The sequence below is a fragment of the Pseudoduganella sp. R-31 genome (genome assembly GCF_049913235.1).
Classification (GTDB): domain Bacteria; phylum Pseudomonadota; class Gammaproteobacteria; order Burkholderiales; family Burkholderiaceae_D; genus Rugamonas.
On sequence record NZ_CP183986.1, the window covers coordinates 5492898 to 5508884 of the forward strand.

Annotated in this window: 15 protein-coding genes; 8 read left to right on the forward strand and 7 right to left on the reverse strand. The window is 61.5% G+C overall.

All coding sequences use genetic code 11. The features are described from left to right. Nucleotide 1: 1 nt before the first annotated feature. Complete coding sequence (locus tag ACN9MY_RS24995) at nucleotides 2-1033, reverse strand: fumarylacetoacetate hydrolase family protein (protein ID WP_426318979.1); 1032 nt, start codon at nucleotides 1031-1033, stop codon at nucleotides 2-4. A gap of 92 nt (nucleotides 1034-1125) precedes the next feature. On the opposite strand from ACN9MY_RS24995, the gene ACN9MY_RS25000 reads away from it, so the two are divergent. Continuing rightward, entirely contained in the window at nucleotides 1126-1530 is a 405-nt protein-coding gene (locus tag ACN9MY_RS25000; RefSeq protein WP_426318980.1) for a DUF2061 domain-containing protein, read from the forward strand. Nucleotides 1531-1569: 39 nt separating this feature from the next. Here the strand turns inward: ACN9MY_RS25000 and ACN9MY_RS25005 are convergent, their stop codons facing one another. Beyond that, nucleotides 1570-2592 (reverse strand): Rpn family recombination-promoting nuclease/putative transposase, encoded by a 1023-nt coding sequence (locus ACN9MY_RS25005; RefSeq protein WP_426318981.1) that lies wholly within the window; start codon nucleotides 2590-2592, stop codon nucleotides 1570-1572. 149 nt (nucleotides 2593-2741) lie between these two features. On the opposite strand from ACN9MY_RS25005, the gene ACN9MY_RS25010 reads away from it, so the two are divergent. Both ACN9MY_RS25010 and ACN9MY_RS25015 read left to right on the forward strand, forming a co-directional pair. Then, nucleotides 2742-3119, forward strand: a complete 378-nt coding sequence (locus tag ACN9MY_RS25010) for a VOC family protein (protein WP_426163829.1) — start codon at nucleotides 2742-2744, stop codon at nucleotides 3117-3119. A 9-nt stretch (nucleotides 3120-3128) separates the two neighbouring features. Then, on the forward strand, nucleotides 3129-3551 hold the full coding sequence (locus tag ACN9MY_RS25015; protein WP_426318982.1) for an EF-hand domain-containing protein: 423 nt from the start codon (nucleotides 3129-3131) through the stop codon (nucleotides 3549-3551). On the opposite strand, the gene ACN9MY_RS25020 is transcribed toward ACN9MY_RS25015, so the two are convergent. After that, nucleotides 3552-4268, reverse strand: a complete 717-nt coding sequence (locus tag ACN9MY_RS25020; RefSeq protein ID WP_426336285.1) for a pseudouridine synthase — start codon at nucleotides 4266-4268, stop codon at nucleotides 3552-3554. Between the two features lie 143 nt (nucleotides 4269-4411). Here ACN9MY_RS25020 and ACN9MY_RS25025 point away from each other — a divergent pair, with 143 nt between their 5' ends. After that, nucleotides 4412-4705 carry a hypothetical protein gene (locus tag ACN9MY_RS25025; protein ID WP_426318984.1) on the forward strand — a complete coding sequence of 98 codons (294 nt, stop codon included), beginning with the start codon at nucleotides 4412-4414 and terminating at the stop codon, nucleotides 4703-4705. 117 nt (nucleotides 4706-4822) lie between these two features. Here ACN9MY_RS25025 and ACN9MY_RS25030 read toward each other — a convergent pair whose 3' ends face one another. From ACN9MY_RS25030 to ACN9MY_RS25045, 4 genes are read right to left on the reverse strand one after another with little or no spacing between them, the layout of a single operon-like run. Beyond that, on the reverse strand, nucleotides 4823-5821 hold the full coding sequence (locus tag ACN9MY_RS25030; protein ID WP_426163837.1) for a S49 family peptidase: 999 nt from the start codon (nucleotides 5819-5821) through the stop codon (nucleotides 4823-4825). Beyond that, nucleotides 5818-6183, reverse strand: coding sequence for a Rieske (2Fe-2S) protein (locus tag ACN9MY_RS25035; RefSeq protein WP_426163839.1), 366 nt, complete (start codon nucleotides 6181-6183; stop codon nucleotides 5818-5820). Before ACN9MY_RS25035 ends, ACN9MY_RS25030 begins: the two co-directional genes overlap by 4 nt. After that, a complete protein-coding gene (locus ACN9MY_RS25040) occupies nucleotides 6183-6842 on the reverse strand; it encodes an HAD-IIIA family hydrolase (protein ID WP_426163841.1) in 660 nt (219 codons plus the stop codon). The genes ACN9MY_RS25035 and ACN9MY_RS25040 overlap by 1 nt, the downstream gene beginning before the upstream one ends. A 10-nt stretch (nucleotides 6843-6852) precedes the next feature. Beyond that, nucleotides 6853-7872, reverse strand: coding sequence for an RluA family pseudouridine synthase (locus ACN9MY_RS25045; protein WP_426163843.1), 1020 nt, complete (start codon nucleotides 7870-7872; stop codon nucleotides 6853-6855). 563 nt (nucleotides 7873-8435) lie between these two features. On the opposite strand from ACN9MY_RS25045, the gene ACN9MY_RS25050 reads away from it, so the two are divergent. The 4 genes from ACN9MY_RS25050 to glp are packed head-to-tail and all read left to right on the forward strand — an operon-like array spanning nucleotide 8436 to nucleotide 15962. Then, the gene (locus ACN9MY_RS25050) at nucleotides 8436-11585 is read left to right on the forward strand and encodes an Rne/Rng family ribonuclease (protein WP_426318985.1); all 3150 of its coding nucleotides are present in this window, start codon (nucleotides 8436-8438) and stop codon (nucleotides 11583-11585) included. Continuing rightward, a complete protein-coding gene (gene chrA, locus ACN9MY_RS25055; protein ID WP_426318986.1) occupies nucleotides 11578-12939 on the forward strand; it encodes a chromate efflux transporter in 1362 nt (453 codons plus the stop codon). Before ACN9MY_RS25050 ends, chrA begins: the two co-directional genes overlap by 8 nt. A 13-nt stretch (nucleotides 12940-12952) precedes the next feature. Next, nucleotides 12953-14065 carry a GTP 3',8-cyclase MoaA gene (gene moaA / locus ACN9MY_RS25060; RefSeq protein ID WP_426163849.1) on the forward strand — a complete coding sequence of 371 codons (1113 nt, stop codon included), beginning with the start codon at nucleotides 12953-12955 and terminating at the stop codon, nucleotides 14063-14065. Between the two features lie 7 nt (nucleotides 14066-14072). Further along, complete coding sequence (glp, locus tag ACN9MY_RS25065; protein WP_426318987.1) at nucleotides 14073-15962, forward strand: gephyrin-like molybdotransferase Glp; 1890 nt, start codon at nucleotides 14073-14075, stop codon at nucleotides 15960-15962. Nucleotides 15963-15987 lie beyond the last annotated feature (25 nt).

A 15987-nucleotide genomic window follows, 5' to 3' on the forward strand; every position in this document is an offset into this window, starting at 1 on the left:
CTTACTCGGCCCCGTCGGCGGCTGGCGCCGCCTCTGGCACGGCTTTCGCACGGCCCAATTGCCAGACCTGCTGGTCGATGGCGCCGAAGATGGACTTGCCGTCGGCATCCAGCATTTCGATCTTGATGGTGTCGCCGAAGGACATGAAGGAAGTTGTCGGTTTGCCATCGGCGATCATTTCCAGGCAGCGCTTTTCGGCGATGCAGGAATAGCCCCTTTTAGCATCCTTGTTGGACACGGTGCCCGAACCGACGATGGTGCCGGCGCGCGCATTGCGGGTTTTCACCAGGTGCGAAATCAACTGGGCGAAGTTGAACACCATGTCCACGCCCGCATTCGGCTGGCCTACCAGCTTGCCGTTCCAGGTCGAGCGCAGCGGCAGGTGGACCTTGGCGTCGCTCCAGGCTTCGCCCAGTTCGTCCGGGGTCACCGCCACCGGCGAGAAGCTGCTGGCCGGCTTGGACTGGAAGAAGCCGAAGCCTTTGGCCAGCTCCTCGGGGATCAGGTTGCGCAGCGAGACGTCGTTGACCAGCACCAGCAGGCGAATCTGCTGGAAAGCCAGGTCGGGCGTGGCGCCCATCGGCACATCGTCGGTAATCACGGCGATTTCCGACTCGAAGTCGATGCCCCATTCTTCATGCTTCAACTCGATGTCGTCGCAAGGACCGATGAAATCGTCACTGGCACCCTGGTACATCAGCGGATCTTCCCAGAACGAGGCCGGCATCTCGGCATTGCGTGCCTTGCGCACCAGCTCGACATGATTGACGTAGGCCGAACCGTCGGCCCACTGGAAGGCGCGCGGCAGCGGTGCCATGCAGTTCTTCGGCTCGAAGTCGAAGCTGCGGCGGGCCTTGCCCTCGTTGAGCTGGCGGTACAGGTCGTCAAGCTGGGGCGAGATGAACGTCCAGTCATCCAGGGCGCGTTGCAGGCTGCGGGCGATTCCATCGGCGACCACGGCAGTTTTCAGGTCGCGGGAGACGACGAGCAATTGGCCGTCGCGGGTACCGTCTTTAAGGGTGGCAAGTTTCATTTCAGGAATGCTATCGATTCGGTAGAGATAATCAATTTTACCTCCTGGATGCGAATCATTACCATTTGGCTCAACTAGAAAGGAATTCGATCATGGCAATCGCAGCGAAGAAAATGAGCCAAGTCACCGCCCACATGGGCATCGCCTTCGGCCTGATGTACGTATTGACAGGGTCGGTGGCATTCGGCGGCCTGGCTGCCGTGCTGGAACCGGTGATCAACGTCGTGCTGCTGCCATTCCATGAGCGCGCCTGGCACGCGCTGCGCCAGCGCTTCGCTCACCGCCGGCTGGCATTGATCGCAGCCGAGAAAATCTCGCAAACCGCAATGCATGCGCTCATTGCCTTCGGCACCTTATACGCTGCCACTGGATCAATCGCGTTCGGTGGCCTGGCGGCAGTGTTGGAACCGATCATCAATGTGATCGCCCTGCCCTTCCACGACCGCCTGTTTGACCGCCATCTAATGCGAAGCGCCGCATCGCCGATGGCTGCCTGACAATAATCGCCTGGCTTGCCATCGGATGCATCCTGGCCGCTACCGCGATAACAACTCCGGCGGCACGCTCGCGCTGTCAATGAGGACGTGAATCCAGTCCAGCAGTTGCTCGGGCGCCGCTTGCTCCAGAACCTGGGCACCGGCCTGGGATAGTGGCTTTCCAGCATGCTCGAGCAGTAATCTCACAGTATTGCGCCGCTCAGCCAACAGGGCGTTTTTCGCCCCTTCCTGCTGTCCCTCATGCCAACCTTCCTGCAAGCCTTCTTGCCGGCCTTCCTGCCGGCCTTCCTCCCACCCCTCGCGTCGACCGCGGAGCAAGGTTCGGTACTCGAGTACCTCTGTGTAGTTGCGAAAATCATGTTCGAACATCATGGCGATTTTCTCCATAGTTAGCGCCTGGGCCATGTCCGCATCGGGGAACTGGGCAGAAAGACGCATTTGCACCCAAGCAGTGAGCGTCCTCGACAACAAATCATTGTGCTGGCGCTCCAGCCACACCGACAACGTTCGAGTCAGCGCTGGAATATCGCTGGCCTCGTCATCGGCCCGATCAAGTTCAAGCAAGGCTCTGATGACACCCTGTCCGATGCTTCGATCGACCAGCACATAATTTAGTTCCGGCTGCAGCGATTCCAGGCCAGGTGGCGCCTGCGGCCGGAATGCCCCCAGGGACCGGCTATACGGCCATGCCTCGCGGCCACTATAGAGAACGATGGGGAGCAGCAGCGGTTCCTTTCCGTGGGTCGCCCTGCGCGCCTTGATGAGGTCATCGGAAAGTAGCGCTGCATAACCCTGCATGCGTGTCGCCATCCATTTGTCCGGGATCGATTGGAATTCGATAAGCATATGGATGCTCGGACGACGAGATCGATGCACACACCACACGACGTCATCATGACGATGCGTGCCATTCGGCGATACATAGCTGGCATTCAGGCGTACAAAGTCGTCTGGGCGGACCGCTCTCGTCCATTCCTGCGGCACAGCCACGCACAACAGCTCGCGCGCCAACTCCGGGAACGAAAACAGCTGTTTGTAGCCGGTATCACTGGGGGAAGCCATGCAGGAAGTCTATGCGGCCCCTGTTTAAGCACTTTGGGCAAGCGCAAGCTGTTGCGACAAACCGGCCAGCCCCGGTGTGCGACAGCGAACGGACGCTTAGCGCCCAGGGGCCTAATCTCCACGCATCGAGTTCAAGCCGGGAGGCGAATATGCTGGCAGACAAAGATGCTATTGCGATGATCGCAGTAAAGAATCTGGATGCGGCGGCGAAATTTTACGGTGAAGTTCTCGGCCTTGAGAAGCTCGACAGCCCCGAACAGGAAGTGCTGGTCTTCCGCAGTGGGACCAGCACGATCAACGTCTATCGGTCGCAGTTTGCCGGTACAAACAAGGCAACCAATGTCATGTGGAACGTGGGCAGCGAACTGGAAGAAATTGCAGAACGCTTGAGAACGCAAGGTGTCATATTCGAGCACTACGATATGCCCGGCCTGAAACGCGAGGGCAACGTACACGTTGGCGGCAGTATGAAAGTGGCATGGTTCAGGGATCTCGATGGCAATATCCTCAGCATTGTTAGTGGCTAGGAGGCCAATATGAAAGCACTTAGCTTCATCGCAGGCGCACTAATCTCGGCACAGGCAATCGCCGGACCTGAGGTCGATAAGGAATTCAATTCCATGGATGCCGACCAGAATGGCAAGGTATCGGCGGCTGAACATGCGGCCGGTGCGAAGAGGATGTTCGAGCATATGGATGCCAACCATGATGGCAAAGTGGGTGCTGCAGAAATGACTGCTGCACACAAGGCCATTACGGGACAGGCAACGAAAAAGTCGGACATGTCAGCAGCCGACAAGATCAAGGCCGTCGATTCTGACGGCGATGGCGTGCTTACTGCCGAAGAGCACGCCAAAGCGTCGGCATCCATGTTTGCGAAAATGGATACCGACAAGGACGGATTCCTGAGCAAGCAGGAAATGGCCGCGGGACATGCGGCCATGATGAAGAAACAGTGATCAGGCCGGCGCCAATAACGCGAGCTGTTCGGGGGTGAGATAGCACCATTCCCCTTCCTGCAAGCCCAGAGAATCGAGTTGCAATTGGCCGATGGCGGAGCGGTGCAGCGCAGAGCAATGATTGCCGGCAGCAGCGAGCATGCGCTTGACCTGGTGGTATTTGCCTTGTTCGAGCACGATCTCGAGCTGGTGCTCGCCGCGCTTGATGCAGGTGACGGCAGCCAGGGGAGCGGGCTCATCATGCAACTGGACGCCGGCCAGCATCTGGGCCACCAGCTCGTCGGTCACCGGTTCGGCCGTGGTGGCCAGGTAGACCTTGGGCACGTGGCGCTTGGGCGAAGACTGCGCATGGATGAACGGGCCGTCATCGGACATCAGCAGCATGCCGGTGGTGTCATGGTCGAGGCGGCCGACCGGCTGGACTTCGCGCCAGGTGAATTGCTCAGGCAACAAGGTCAGCACGCCCGGGTGGTGGCTGGGCTTGCGGGAGCATTCGTAGTCGGAAGGCTTGTACAGGGCAATATAGAGGTGCTCGCGATACACCCACTCTTCGCCGAACACTTCCAGCACCAGGCCGTCGGTTTCGATAGTCGCTTTATAGTTGTCCTGCACTTCGCCGCCGATGGAAACGTCACCGTCTTCGATCAGGGCGCGGCAGTATTTACGGGTGCCGAAGCCTTGCGACTGCAGGATTCGGTCCAGGGATAATTTACTCATGGGGCGGGATTTTACCGGATTTACGCTACCGCAAGCCTCCCTATTGATGCAGATCAAAGGGCGTGACAGTCGAGTTGGTACACTTAAATAGCATTAGGAATCTGCTGACTGGGCTATAGGAATTTCTTTGGGAGATCTCAGCAATGAAGCTCTACATCAACCGTAAGTCGTTGGCACAGGCCCATGCCGCTTCGCTGGAAACCAAATTGGCTGTCGCGCGCTGGAGCGGCCAGGCAGGGTCAATGCCGCAAGCGTTGTGGCGGCGTCAACAGGGAGCGGAGTTGCTCGAGTGGCTGCTGCAAGGCGGCTTTTCAACCGAAGACCAGGGCGCAGAAACGAAAACAGCGGCCAGGGGCCGCCGTTCTCTTGCCTCCCAAAGAGACAGTGACGAGGAATGTGAATTCACTCAAGTCCGCATCCGTAATGCGGCTGCGTAGTCTGCCTCAAGAATTGATTGCTAATCGCCCTCCCCTTGAATCGAACTACACCGTCAATATAGTCCACGTCGGGGAAATGGCAAGCAAAAATGCCAATGTTGACTGCTGAGCCAAGTTTCAGCGCAAGCTCGGCTTGGCAGCATCGGCGGCGGCCTTGATGGCGCCATAACCAACTGCTGCGCCAAACTTCTTCAGCACGCGCTCTGGCAGGTTTTCATGCTGGGTATAGTCGACGATGTCTTCCGCTTTCACGATGTCGCGCGCCACGCTGTCGACGCTGCCCAGGTCATCGGCCAGTCCCATGTCGATGGCACGCGCGCCAGTCCAGTACAGGCCGGAGAACATGTCGGGGGTTTCCTTCAGGCGCTTGCCGCGGCCGGTACGCACCACGTCGATGAATTGGGCATGGATTTCCTTGAGCATGGTCTGCGCATGCTGCTTCTGCTTGTCCGACTGGGGGCTAAACGGATCCATGAAACCCTTGTTTTCGCCAGCGGTGAGCAAGCGGCGTTCCACGCCCAGCTTTTCCATGGTGCCAGTGAAGCCGAAGCCATCCATCAGCACGCCAATCGAGCCAATGATGCTGGCCTTGTTGACGTAGATGCGATCGGCGGCCGAGGCGATGTAATAGCCGCCCGAGGCGCAGATTTCATCGACCACCACGTATAGCGGCTTTTGCGGGTAGCCGTGGCGCAGGCGGCGGATCTCGTCCACGATCATGCCGGCCTGGACCGCGCTGCCGCCCGGGCTGTTGATGTGCAGGACGATGGCCACCGAGCCGGTATCCGAGAAGGCTTTGTTCAGCGCGGGAATCACCACATCCGCCGCACCGCTGCCTTCCGACTCGATACTGCCTTCGATTTCGATCAGGGCGGTATGGCGGCCCAGGGCCTCGGCATCGCCGCCCATCAGGTTGACGCCGAAGTAGCTGGCCAGGGCGAAGAAAATGATCGCCAGTGTCGACACCTTGAAGAAAATGCTCCAGCGGCGATTGGCGCGCTGCTCCTTCAGCGTAGCGAACACCAGCTTTTCCAGCACTTCACGCTCCCACTTGATGGGAGGATTCTCGGCCGAGGGCGCTGGCTGGGTGTTATTGTTGTCGTTGATATCACTCATGGTCGTGGGCGCACGTAATCGTCAGGCTGCCAGTAAATGTTTTCGTCTCGCTCAATCACGGCAATCGGACGCAGTCGACCGCCGCGGCATGGGCCGCCGGCACATTGGCCATTCTCAGGCATATAAATGGCGCCGTGTGTGGAACACATGATATAGAGGCCGCTCGATTCAAAGAACTCGCCCTCAGCCCAGTCCAGCTCGATCGGCACGTGGGCGCAGCGGTTCAGGTAACCATAGACCTTGCCGCCGTAGCGCACCACGAAGCCGGTGCTGTCTTCGCCACCGGCGCGCAAGGGAAAACGGATTCCCTTGCCGCCTTCCAGCAAAGCCTCGGCAGCGCAAACCAGGATGTCAGCATCCATCAAGCGTTCTCATTCAGCCATTGGTGCAATTGCGGCACAGTCCGCGCCGAATACACCGGGTTGCAGGCAGCCAGTTGTTCCAACGGATGGGCGCCATATTCGACGGCGATGCCAGAAGATCCCGCATTTTGCGCCATCATCAGGTCATGTGTGGTGTCGCCAATCATCACGGTCCTGCGCAAATCCTGGCCCAGTTCGCGGGTCAGTTCCTGCAGCATGGCCGGATGCGGCTTGGAGAAAGTCTCGTCGGCGCAGCGCGTCGCATCGAAAGTCGACAACAGTCCGGCGGCGTTCAGGGAACGATTCAGGCCGACCCGGCTCTTGCCGGTCGCGACAGCAAGAAAATAGCCTTGCTGCGACAAGTCCTGCAACATTTCGTGCACGCCATCGAACAGTGTCAGCTCGTGGTCTTTCGCCAGGTAGTGATAGCGGTAGCGCTCCATCACGCGCGGATAAATCTTCGGGTCGAGGTTCGGCATGGCGACCTGCATGGCTTCTCCCATGCCCAGCCCGATCACGTGGGCGGACTGTTCCCTGCTCGGGATAGGCAGGCCCAGGTCCTTGGCGGCAGCCTGGATGCACTTCACGATGGTGGCGGTGCTATCCATGAGCGTGCCATCCCAATCGAAGACGATCAGGTCAAATTGCTTGCGCGGCATTATTTTTTTCTCAATTCAATGGTTTCCCCAAGCTTACCAAGAATCGCTGGCATTCGGCGGCCAAAGGCGCATTCAAGGTCATCGGCTTGCCCGTTTCAGGATGGGTAAACGTAATCTGGTGGGCGTGCAGGAACATGCGTTTCAGCGCGCCACGCGTTTCCGTGGCTTTCTGCAGCGCCTTGTTCAGTGCAAAATCGCCGTATTTATCGTCACCTGCAATCGGAAAGCCCGAAGATTGCAGATGAACGCGAATCTGGTGGGTTCGGCCGGTCTTCAGCTCGGCCTCCAGCAGCGCAAAACCATCAAATTTCTGCAGCAGGCTGAACACGGTATGCGAAGCCTGGCCGTCGGCTTGCACGCGCACGCGGCGCTCGCCGTCCGGAAGCGTGTATTTATGCAATGCAAGCTTTACGTGCTGGCGCTTGTTCTTCCAGTCGCCCACCGCCAGGGCCAGGTAGCGCTTGTCGGTCAGTCCGTCGCGCATCTGGTCATGCAGGTTGGTCAGGGCAGTACGCTTCTTGGCGATCAGCAGCAGGCCGGACGTTTCCCGGTCCAGGCGGTGCACCAGTTCCAGGAACTTGGCGTCCGGGCGGGCTGCGCGCAACTGCTCGATGACGCCAAATGAAACGCCGGAACCGCCATGGACGGCAACGCCGCAGGGTTTGTTGATCACCAACAGGTTGGCGTCTTCAAAAATGACGTCGAATTCGGCGGCCGGAACGGTTGCCTCTTGCTTTTCAGCAATGCGAATCGGTGGAATGCGCACCAGGTCGCCGGCATTCAAGCGGTACAACTGGTCGATGCGGCCCTTGTTCACCCGCACTTCACCCGAGCGCAGGATACGATAGACGTGGCTCTTCGGCACACCTTTGCAAACACGCAACAGGTAGTTATCGATCCGCTGTCCGGCCTCTTCTTCAGTGATTGTGACGAATTGTGCTTGCGGCAGGACCTGTTGGGGGGAAGCGGAATCGGCTTTTTGCGACTTGTTTTGGCCCGGCTTCCCAGAATTTCTCTCTAAGTCCTTCATTTTGAATATATAATCGTTATGCCGCGGTTTAATCTGCTGCAAGTGTAAAGAATTAAACGTACATTTTACACAGGGGCGTATCTGCTGGCCTCGCCAAACGCAAATTCGGTGGAAAAAATTGTATACGCACATTCGTGCGCCGATCAGGGTCGCAACCGCTGTTGCCATCGGCTCGAGCGCTCGTGTGCTGAATTAGACTGGCTGGATTGTTAGGATAAGTCCGGCGAGCAAGCACTACAGTCGTTGCTCGCTGGTTGATGAAGTGGATAACGCTTGCCGTTTCGCCAAGGCACCATACAAGATGCCCTGGCCCGACGATGTGCGCACGCCTGCATTCTCCCGCCACCCGGCAACGCTCGGGCCGTTGGATGATGTTGCACGCAGTGCGCAAACTCGGCATGACGATTTGCTTCATGCGCCCAATGCGGCGGCAGCGCTTCGCGCCCGCCGCATGACGAGGCATTTCCCCCTACAGCCTCCTTAATTCACGCGTATATCCTTGTACTTCGCCGTCTCCACGGGGGCGGCTTTGACATGGCCCAAGGGTCGCGGAGTTAATAAAAATGAAACGCATGTTGTTTAATGCTACGCAGCAAGAGGAGTTGCGCGTAGCAATTGTCGACGGTCAAAAATTGATCGACATCGACATCGAGACCGCCGGACGAGAGCAGCGCAAGTCCAATATCTACAAAGGCGTCATCACTCGAATCGAACCCTCCCTCGAAGCTTGCTTCGTCAGCTACGGCGAAGACCGCCACGGCTTCCTCCCCTTTAAAGAAGTTGCCCGTTCCTATTTCCGCGAAGGCGTCGACGTGCGCAATGCATCCGTCAAGGAAGCGCTGCGCGAAGGCCAGGAAATCATGGTGCAGGTGGAGAAGGAAGAGCGCGGCAATAAGGGCGCGGCACTGACCTCCTTTATTTCGCTGGCTGGCCGTTACCTGGTCCTGATGCCGAACAACCCGCGCGGTGGCGGTGTTTCCCGCCGTGTCGAGGGCGAAGAGCGCCAGGAGCTGCGCGAAACCATGGACAAGCTGGACCTGCCGCAAGGCATGTCGGTGATTGCCCGTACCGCCGGCATCGGCCGTACCGTGGAAGAGCTGCAGTGGGACTTGAACTACCTAATGCAACTGTGGCGCGCCATCGAAGGCGCCTCCAAGGCAGCCTCCGGCGCTTTCCTGATCTACCAGGAATCGTCCCTGGTGATCCGCGCCATTCGCGACTACTTCCAGCCTGATATCGGCGAGATCCTGATCGATACCGACGAGATCTACGAACAGGCGCACCAGTTCATGTCGCACGTGATGCCGGACATGGTGCACCGCGTGAAGCGCTACAGCGACGACGTGCCGCTGTTCTCGCGCTTCCAGATCGAACACCAGATCGAAACCGCGTACTCGCGCACGGTTCCGCTGCCATCGGGTGGCGCCATCGTGATCGACCACACTGAAGCCCTGGTCTCCATCGACGTCAACTCGGCCCGCGCCACCCGCGGCTCGGACATCGAAACCACCGCCTTCCACACCAACTGCGAAGCCGCCGACGAAGTGGCCCGCCAGCTGCGCCTGCGCGACCTGGGCGGCCTGATCGTGATCGACTTCATCGACATGGAAGTGTCGAAGAACCAGCGTGAAGTCGAACAGCGCCTGAAAGACGCCCTGCACCACGACCGTGCACGTGTCCAGATGGGCAAGATTTCCCGCTTCGGCCTGATGGAACTGTCGCGCCAGCGCCTGCGCCCTTCACTGTCGGAAGGCTCGCACGTGACCTGCCCGCGCTGCTCGGGCACCGGTCACATCCGCGATACCGAATCGTCCGCCCTGCAGGTGCTGCGCATCATCCAGGAAGAGGCGATGAAGGAAAATTCGGCCGCCATCCACGTCCAGGTGCCAGTCGACGTGGCTGCCTTCCTGCTGAACGAGAAGCGCGGCGAAGTGCTGAAGATCGAGACCCGTCACCGCATCACCGTGATCCTGATCCCGAACAAGCACCTGGAAACCCCGCACTACAAGCTGGAACGCATCAAGCACGACGATCCACGCCTGGAAGACCACGCTGCCTCCTACACCATGGCTGAAGCTGCCGAGACCGACATGTCGTTCTCCAAGCGCCACAAGGAAGAAGCCAAGCCGCGCCAGGAAGCCGTCGTCAAGACCATTACCCCAGAGCAACCAGCTCCAATGGTGGAACATAAGCCGGAAGCTGCCAAGCCAGCCGCCGCCGCTCCACGCGCGGCTGCTCCAGCAGCCCCGGCTGAAAAGGGCTTCTTCGCCAAGCTGATCTCCTTCTTCACCGGTGGTGAGAAGGAAGAGCCAGTGCAGCCGAAAGCGCCAGTCATCGTCACCAAGGCGCCAGCCAACGCAGAACGCGGCGACCGCAAGGATCGCGGCCAGCGTGGCCGTAACCGTGGCGGCAAAGGCGGCCGCGGCGAGCGCGAAGACCGCGAACCAGGCACCCGTCCAGGCGCCGAGGAAGCGAAACCGGCAGCAGAAGCCCGCAAGCCGCGCGAACAGCGCGAGCCACGTGAACCGCGTGAGCCACGCCAGCCGCGTGAACCACGCGAGCAGCGCGAAGGCGCCGAGGCGGCCCAGGCCCAAGGCCAGCGTGCCGAGCGCGAACCACGCGAGCAGCGTGAGCCACGTGAACCGCGCCAGCCTCGCCAGCCACGCGAGCCGCGCGCCGAGAAAGCAGTTCCAGCGGAAGCCAAGGCCGAGGAATTGGCACTGGCAGCAGCAGGCGTCGGTCCAGTTGGCACCGGCACCGGCGCGCCTGAGACGCCAGTACTGGTGAAAGCAGTTGGCAACACCGGACCAGAGGGTGAAGAGCATGAAGGCGCGGAAGGCGGCGACGAGCCACGCCGCCGCCGCCGTCGCGGTGGCCGCAACCGTAACCGTCGTGAGCGTGAAGGCGCTGAGGGCGTGGAAGGTGCGGAAGGCGCGACCGAGGCAACGTTCACCGTTGCGCCGGCTGAAGGCGAAGCAGTTCCAGTGGCCGCCGCTACCGAAGCTGTGTCGGCCCCAGTTGCTGCCCCGGCTGCTGTCACCGCCGAGCAGGCATCCACTGAAGCTGCGAGCGCTGCCGCTGCCGAAGGCGCCGCTGCGCACGCCGCTGCAGCCACGGCTGTCGAGGCGCCAGCGCTTGCTGAACCGGTTGCCGTAGCCCCTGTAGTAGCTGCGCCAGTCGAGCCCGCACCGGTAGCTGTCGCGCCAGTCGAGCCAGCCGCCGTGGACTTGCCAGTCGCTGCTCCAGCAGCCGCTGAGCCAGTCGCAGCGGAGCCTGTGGTCAGCGCGCCAGCATCGCCACAAGGCGTGCTGCCTTTCGCTGAAGCCGCGCCGGCCGCAACCGAACCGGCAACTGCCGAAGAAGTTGCTGCCGACGTCGTCGAGCCAGCGGCTGCCGCAACTCCAGCTCCAGCCGAGGCAGCGCCAGTCGCCGCCGCGCCGGCACCGGCCCCAGTTGCGCCAGCGCCAGCGCCAGCACCAGCTCCTGCCCCGGCAGCACCTGTGCCGGCCGCTGCCAAGGCAGACGTCGATGCCATGCTGGCTGCCGCCGGACTGTCGATGGCAGTGACCGACCCGGCCAAGGTACGCGCGGCGCAGGAAGCTGCCGCCGCTGCCGCGACCGCCCAACCGATCCGCGTGCCACGCGAGCGCAAGCCGCTGCCACCGGTTGCCAGCGAGCCGCTGGTGCAGGTTGAAACCAAGGCGAATGGCTAACCGGCCTTTCGCAGACGAAAAAGGGAAGCCAGGTGCTTCCCTTTTTCATGTCCCATTGTGGGAAGCATTCCTGTATTGGCTCAAGCTGGGCTTCATCAGCTTCGGCGGCCCGGCCGGACAGATCGCCCTGATGCACACCGAGCTGGTTGAGCGCCGGCGCTGGATTTCCGAACACCGCTTCCTGCACGCACTGAATTACTGCATGCTGCTGCCCGGCCCGGAAGCCACGCAGCTCGCCATCTACATCGGCTGGCTGATGCACCGCACATTGGGCGGCATCATTGCCGGCGTGCTGTTTGTACTTCCCTCGCTGTTGCTGCTAATTGGCCTGTCCTGGGCCTACATGGCTTACGGCAGCCTGCCCGCCGTCGCCGGCATCCTGTACGGCATGAAGCCCGCCGTAGTCGCCATTGTGCTGGCTGCCGCATGGCGCATCGGCAAACGCACGCTGCGCAACCGCCCATTGATGGCCATCGCACTGTCTGCCTTCGTCGCCATCAGCTTTATCAAGCTGCCATTCCCGGCGATTGTCGGCGCGGCCGCCCTGCTGGGCTGGGCCGGCGGCCGGCTTCGTCCCGAACTGTTTGCCCTGGGCGGCGCCGGGCACGGCCCTGCCGCCACGCAAGCCGCCCACCCTCCCGCCCTGATCGACGATGACACGCCAACGCCGCAGCACGCGCGCTTCAGCTGGACCGGACTGGCGCGCGTCGCCGCTGCCGGCATCGTATTGATGGCTGGCGGCTGGCTGCTGCTCGCCTGGCTGTTCGGCATCGACAAACCGCTGGCGCAGATGGCCTGGTTCTTCAGCAAAGCCGCCATGATGACTTTTGGCGGGGCCTATGCTGTCCTGCCCTATGTCTACCAGGGCGGTGTCGAGCACTTCCACTGGCTGACGCCTGCCCAGATGGTCGATGGCCTGGCCTTGGGAGAAACCACGCCTGGCCCTCTGATCATGGTGGTGGCGTTCGTCGGCTTCGTCGGCGCCTGGACGCAGCAAGCCGTGGCCGGCCACCCTGCCCTGGCAGGCATGCTGGGCGCCGCTGTCGCCGCCTGGTTTACCTTCGTGCCGTCCTTCGTCTTCATCCTGGCCGGCGGCCCGCTGGTCGAATCAACGCGCGGCAATATCCGCATGACCGCCCCGCTGACCGCAATCTCTGCCGCCGTGGTGGGAGTAATTGCCAGCCTGGCACTATTTTTTGGCATCCACGTGTTCTATCCAGCCGGCCGCTGGGAGTGGCCGGCCGTCGCAATCGCCGCTACCGCAGCCATAGCCTTAATGCAGTACAAGCAAGGAACAATCCGCGTATTGCTGGCCTGTGCAATTGCTGGCATCGTGCTATCGTACCGGGTGTAACCACGCACCCAGCATGACCGAAAAAATCATCCTCCTGAACGATGGCCGCAGCCAGGCGCCGGCCATCCCCGCAACGTTAGAGGCGCCAACCGGCCGCCTTCAGGACAGGTTCGCCCGTCCGCTGCACGACTTGCGCATTTCCATCACCGACCGCTGCAATTTCCGCTGCGTCTACTGCATGCCGAAGGAAGTGTTCGACAAGGACTACCAGTACCTGCCGCACAATGCCCTGCTCACGTTTGAGGAGATCACGCGCATTGCGCGCCTGTTCGTCGAACACGGGGTTGAAAAGATCCGCCTGACCGGCGGCGAGCCGCTCTTGCGCAAGGACCTGGAACGACTGGTCGCCATGCTGGCCGAACTGCGCACCGTGAGCGGCAGGCCGCTCGACCTGACCCTGACCACCAACGGCTCCCTGTTGGCGCGCAAAGCGCAATCGCTGAAGGACGCCGGCCTGCAACGCGTCACCGTCTCGCTCGACGCGCTGGATGACGCCACCTTCAAGCGCATGAACGATGTCGACTTCGCAGTAGAGGATGTGCTGCACGGAATCGACGTGGCGCACAGCGTCGGCCTTGGTCCTGTCAAAGTGAACATGGTGGTCAAGCGCGGCATGAACGAACAGGAAATCCTGCCGATGGCGCGCCACTTCAAAGGCTCGCCTTCCATCCTGCGCTTCATTGAATTCATGGACGTCGGCACGTCCAACGGCTGGAATATGCACGACGTGGTGCCATCCGCCGAAGTGGTGCGCATGATCAGCGCCGAAATGCCTTTGGTACCGGTCGATCCGAACTATACCGGCGAGACGGCCGAACGCTGGCGCTACGTCGATGGCGGTGGCGAAGTCGGCGTGATCTCCAGCGTGACGCAGGCCTTCTGCAAGGATTGTTCGCGTGCCCGCCTGTCGACCGAGGGCAAGCTGTACACCTGCTTGTTCGCATCGCGCGGCCACGACTTGCGCGCACTGCTGCGCGAAGGCCGCAATGACGCAGAAATCTCATCCGCCATCACTGCGCTGTGGCGCGTTCGTGCCGACCGCTATTCGGAACTGCGTACCATCAATACCGAAGGCCTGGCGCTGGGCGCCGACCGCAAAGTCGAAATGTCATATATCGGGGGCTAAGCTGGCGATGGAACAAAACATCAGTGGATTGATCCTGGCAGGTGGCCGCGGCACCCGCATGGGCCGTGTGGACAAAGGCTTGCAGCCCTTCCGGGGCGGCACGCTTGCCTCACATGTGCTGCAGCGGCTTGCGCCGCAAGTGGCCAGCGTCGCCATCAACGCCAACCGCAATCTGGGCGCCTACGGCGCGCTCGGCGTGGAGGTGCTGCCGGACGAACTGGAAGGCTACGAGGGCCCGCTGGCCGGTCTGCAGACGGGCCTGCGCCATTGCACGACGGACCTGCTGCTGACAGCGCCCTGCGACTCCCCTTTCCTGCCGCCCGACCTGGCGCAGCGGCTTTACGAGGCGCTGAACGCGCAGGGCGCCGACCTCGCCGTGGCATCTACGCTGGAAACCGACGACGATGGCAAGACGCGCACGCAACTGCATCCTGTTTTTTGCCTGGTGCGCAAAAGCGCCCTGCCGGCGCTGGACGATTACCTGCAGACCGGCTCGCGCAAGATGGATGGCTGGTACAAATCGATCAAGGTGGCCGAGGTGCTGTTCAACGAGGCCGCTGCCTTCCGCAATATCAACACGTTGACCGAGCTGCAGAACGAGGAAGAAGCTGCCGCCAACCCTTCGCTGAAAGATGTGGCGACCTGCCTGTCTGGCTACGATCCCGACGCCCTGCCTGTGCGGAATGCACAGCGCATCATCCGTGAATTCATCCGGCCCGTGCGCTGCATCGAAAAGGTCGCGCTGCGCAGCGCCCTGGACCGCGTGCTCGCTGCCGATGTGATCTCGCCGATCAACGTCCCCGCGCACGACAACTCCGCGATGGACGGATTCGCGTTTGCCGGCGGGCAGCTCAAAGCCGACGGCAACACCACGCTGAAGGTGATCGGAACAGCCTACGCGGGCCGCCCTTCGGCGCTGAAGCCCGGCCCCGGCGAGTGCGTGCGCATCATGACCGGCGGCGTCATGCCGGATGGCTGCGACACCGTGCTGCCGCAGGAGTTGGCGGCGGACCTGAGCGACGTCGCCGTCACAATCTCGCCGAACACCGTGCGCACTGGCGACAACCGCCGATTCAAAGGCGAAGACCTTGCAGCCGGCACTCCCGCACTTCGCAAAGGCAAAGTATTGCGCCCGGCCGACCTGGGCCTGCTTGCCTCGCTGGGCCTGGCCGAAGTGCCGGTGCAGCGCCGCCTGCGCGTGGCCTTCTTCTCCACGGGCGACGAGCTGCGCTCGATCGGCGAACCGCTGGCGGAAGGCTGCGTCTACGACAGCAACCGCTACACCCTGTTCGGCATGCTGCAACGCCTTGGCTGCGACATCGTCGACATGGGCATCGTGAAGGATGACGCGGCATCGCTCGAAGAAGCCTTGCGCACTGCCTGTGAATGTGCCGACGCCGTGATCACATCCGGCGGCGTATCGGTAGGCGCAGCGGATTACACCAAGCAGGTCATGGCCACGCTGGGCGATGTGCATTTCTGGAAGATCGGCATGCGCCCTGGCCGCCCGATGGCGTTCGGCCGCATCCGCTCGAACGGCCACAGTGCCTACCTGTTTGGCCTGCCTGGCAATCCAGTGGCCGTCATGGTCACCTTCTACTTCTTCGCGCGCCACGCCCTGCTGCGCATGATGGGCGCCGATGCACCAGGCGACCAGTTGCTGCGTGTCCGCTCGGCCCAGGCGATCCGCAAGAAACCCGGCCGCACCGAATATCAACGGGGCATCCTCTCCACGGCGCTGGACGGCACGCGCGAAGTGCGCATCACCGGCTCGCAAGGCTCCGGCATCCTGCGTTCGATGTCCGAGGCAAACTGCATGGTGGTGCTGCACGACGAGCAAGGCAATGTGGCGGAGGGTGACCTGATTGACGTGATAGTTTTTGAGGGGCTGGTCTGACTCGCCTGACCTGCATCAGCCCGGC

Bases quoted from the DNA above. Each gene is read 5' to 3' on its own strand.
- ACN9MY_RS24995 (WP_426318979.1), bottom strand. From the start codon at position 1,033: ATGAAACTTGCCACCCTTAAAGACGGTACCCGCGACGGCCAATTGCTC.
- ACN9MY_RS25000 (WP_426318980.1), top strand. From the start codon at position 1,126: ATGGCAATCGCAGCGAAGAAAATGAGCCAAGTCACCGCCCACATGGGC.
- ACN9MY_RS25005 (WP_426318981.1), bottom strand. From the start codon at position 2,592: ATGGCTTCCCCCAGTGATACCGGCTACAAACAGCTGTTTTCGTTCCCG.
- ACN9MY_RS25010 (WP_426163829.1), top strand. From the start codon at position 2,742: ATGCTGGCAGACAAAGATGCTATTGCGATGATCGCAGTAAAGAATCTG.
- ACN9MY_RS25015 (WP_426318982.1), top strand. From the start codon at position 3,129: ATGAAAGCACTTAGCTTCATCGCAGGCGCACTAATCTCGGCACAGGCA.
- ACN9MY_RS25020 (WP_426336285.1), bottom strand. From the start codon at position 4,268: ATGAGTAAATTATCCCTGGACCGAATCCTGCAGTCGCAAGGCTTCGGC.
- ACN9MY_RS25025 (WP_426318984.1), top strand. From the start codon at position 4,412: ATGAAGCTCTACATCAACCGTAAGTCGTTGGCACAGGCCCATGCCGCT.
- ACN9MY_RS25030 (WP_426163837.1), bottom strand. From the start codon at position 5,821: ATGAGTGATATCAACGACAACAATAACACCCAGCCAGCGCCCTCGGCC.
- ACN9MY_RS25035 (WP_426163839.1), bottom strand. From the start codon at position 6,183: ATGGATGCTGACATCCTGGTTTGCGCTGCCGAGGCTTTGCTGGAAGGC.
- ACN9MY_RS25040 (WP_426163841.1), bottom strand. From the start codon at position 6,842: ATGCCGCGCAAGCAATTTGACCTGATCGTCTTCGATTGGGATGGCACG.
- ACN9MY_RS25045 (WP_426163843.1), bottom strand. From the start codon at position 7,872: ATGAAGGACTTAGAGAGAAATTCTGGGAAGCCGGGCCAAAACAAGTCG.
- ACN9MY_RS25050 (WP_426318985.1), top strand. From the start codon at position 8,436: ATGAAACGCATGTTGTTTAATGCTACGCAGCAAGAGGAGTTGCGCGTA.
- chrA (WP_426318986.1), top strand. From the start codon at position 11,578: ATGGCTAACCGGCCTTTCGCAGACGAAAAAGGGAAGCCAGGTGCTTCC.
- moaA (WP_426163849.1), top strand. From the start codon at position 12,953: ATGACCGAAAAAATCATCCTCCTGAACGATGGCCGCAGCCAGGCGCCG.
- glp (WP_426318987.1), top strand. From the start codon at position 14,073: ATGGAACAAAACATCAGTGGATTGATCCTGGCAGGTGGCCGCGGCACC.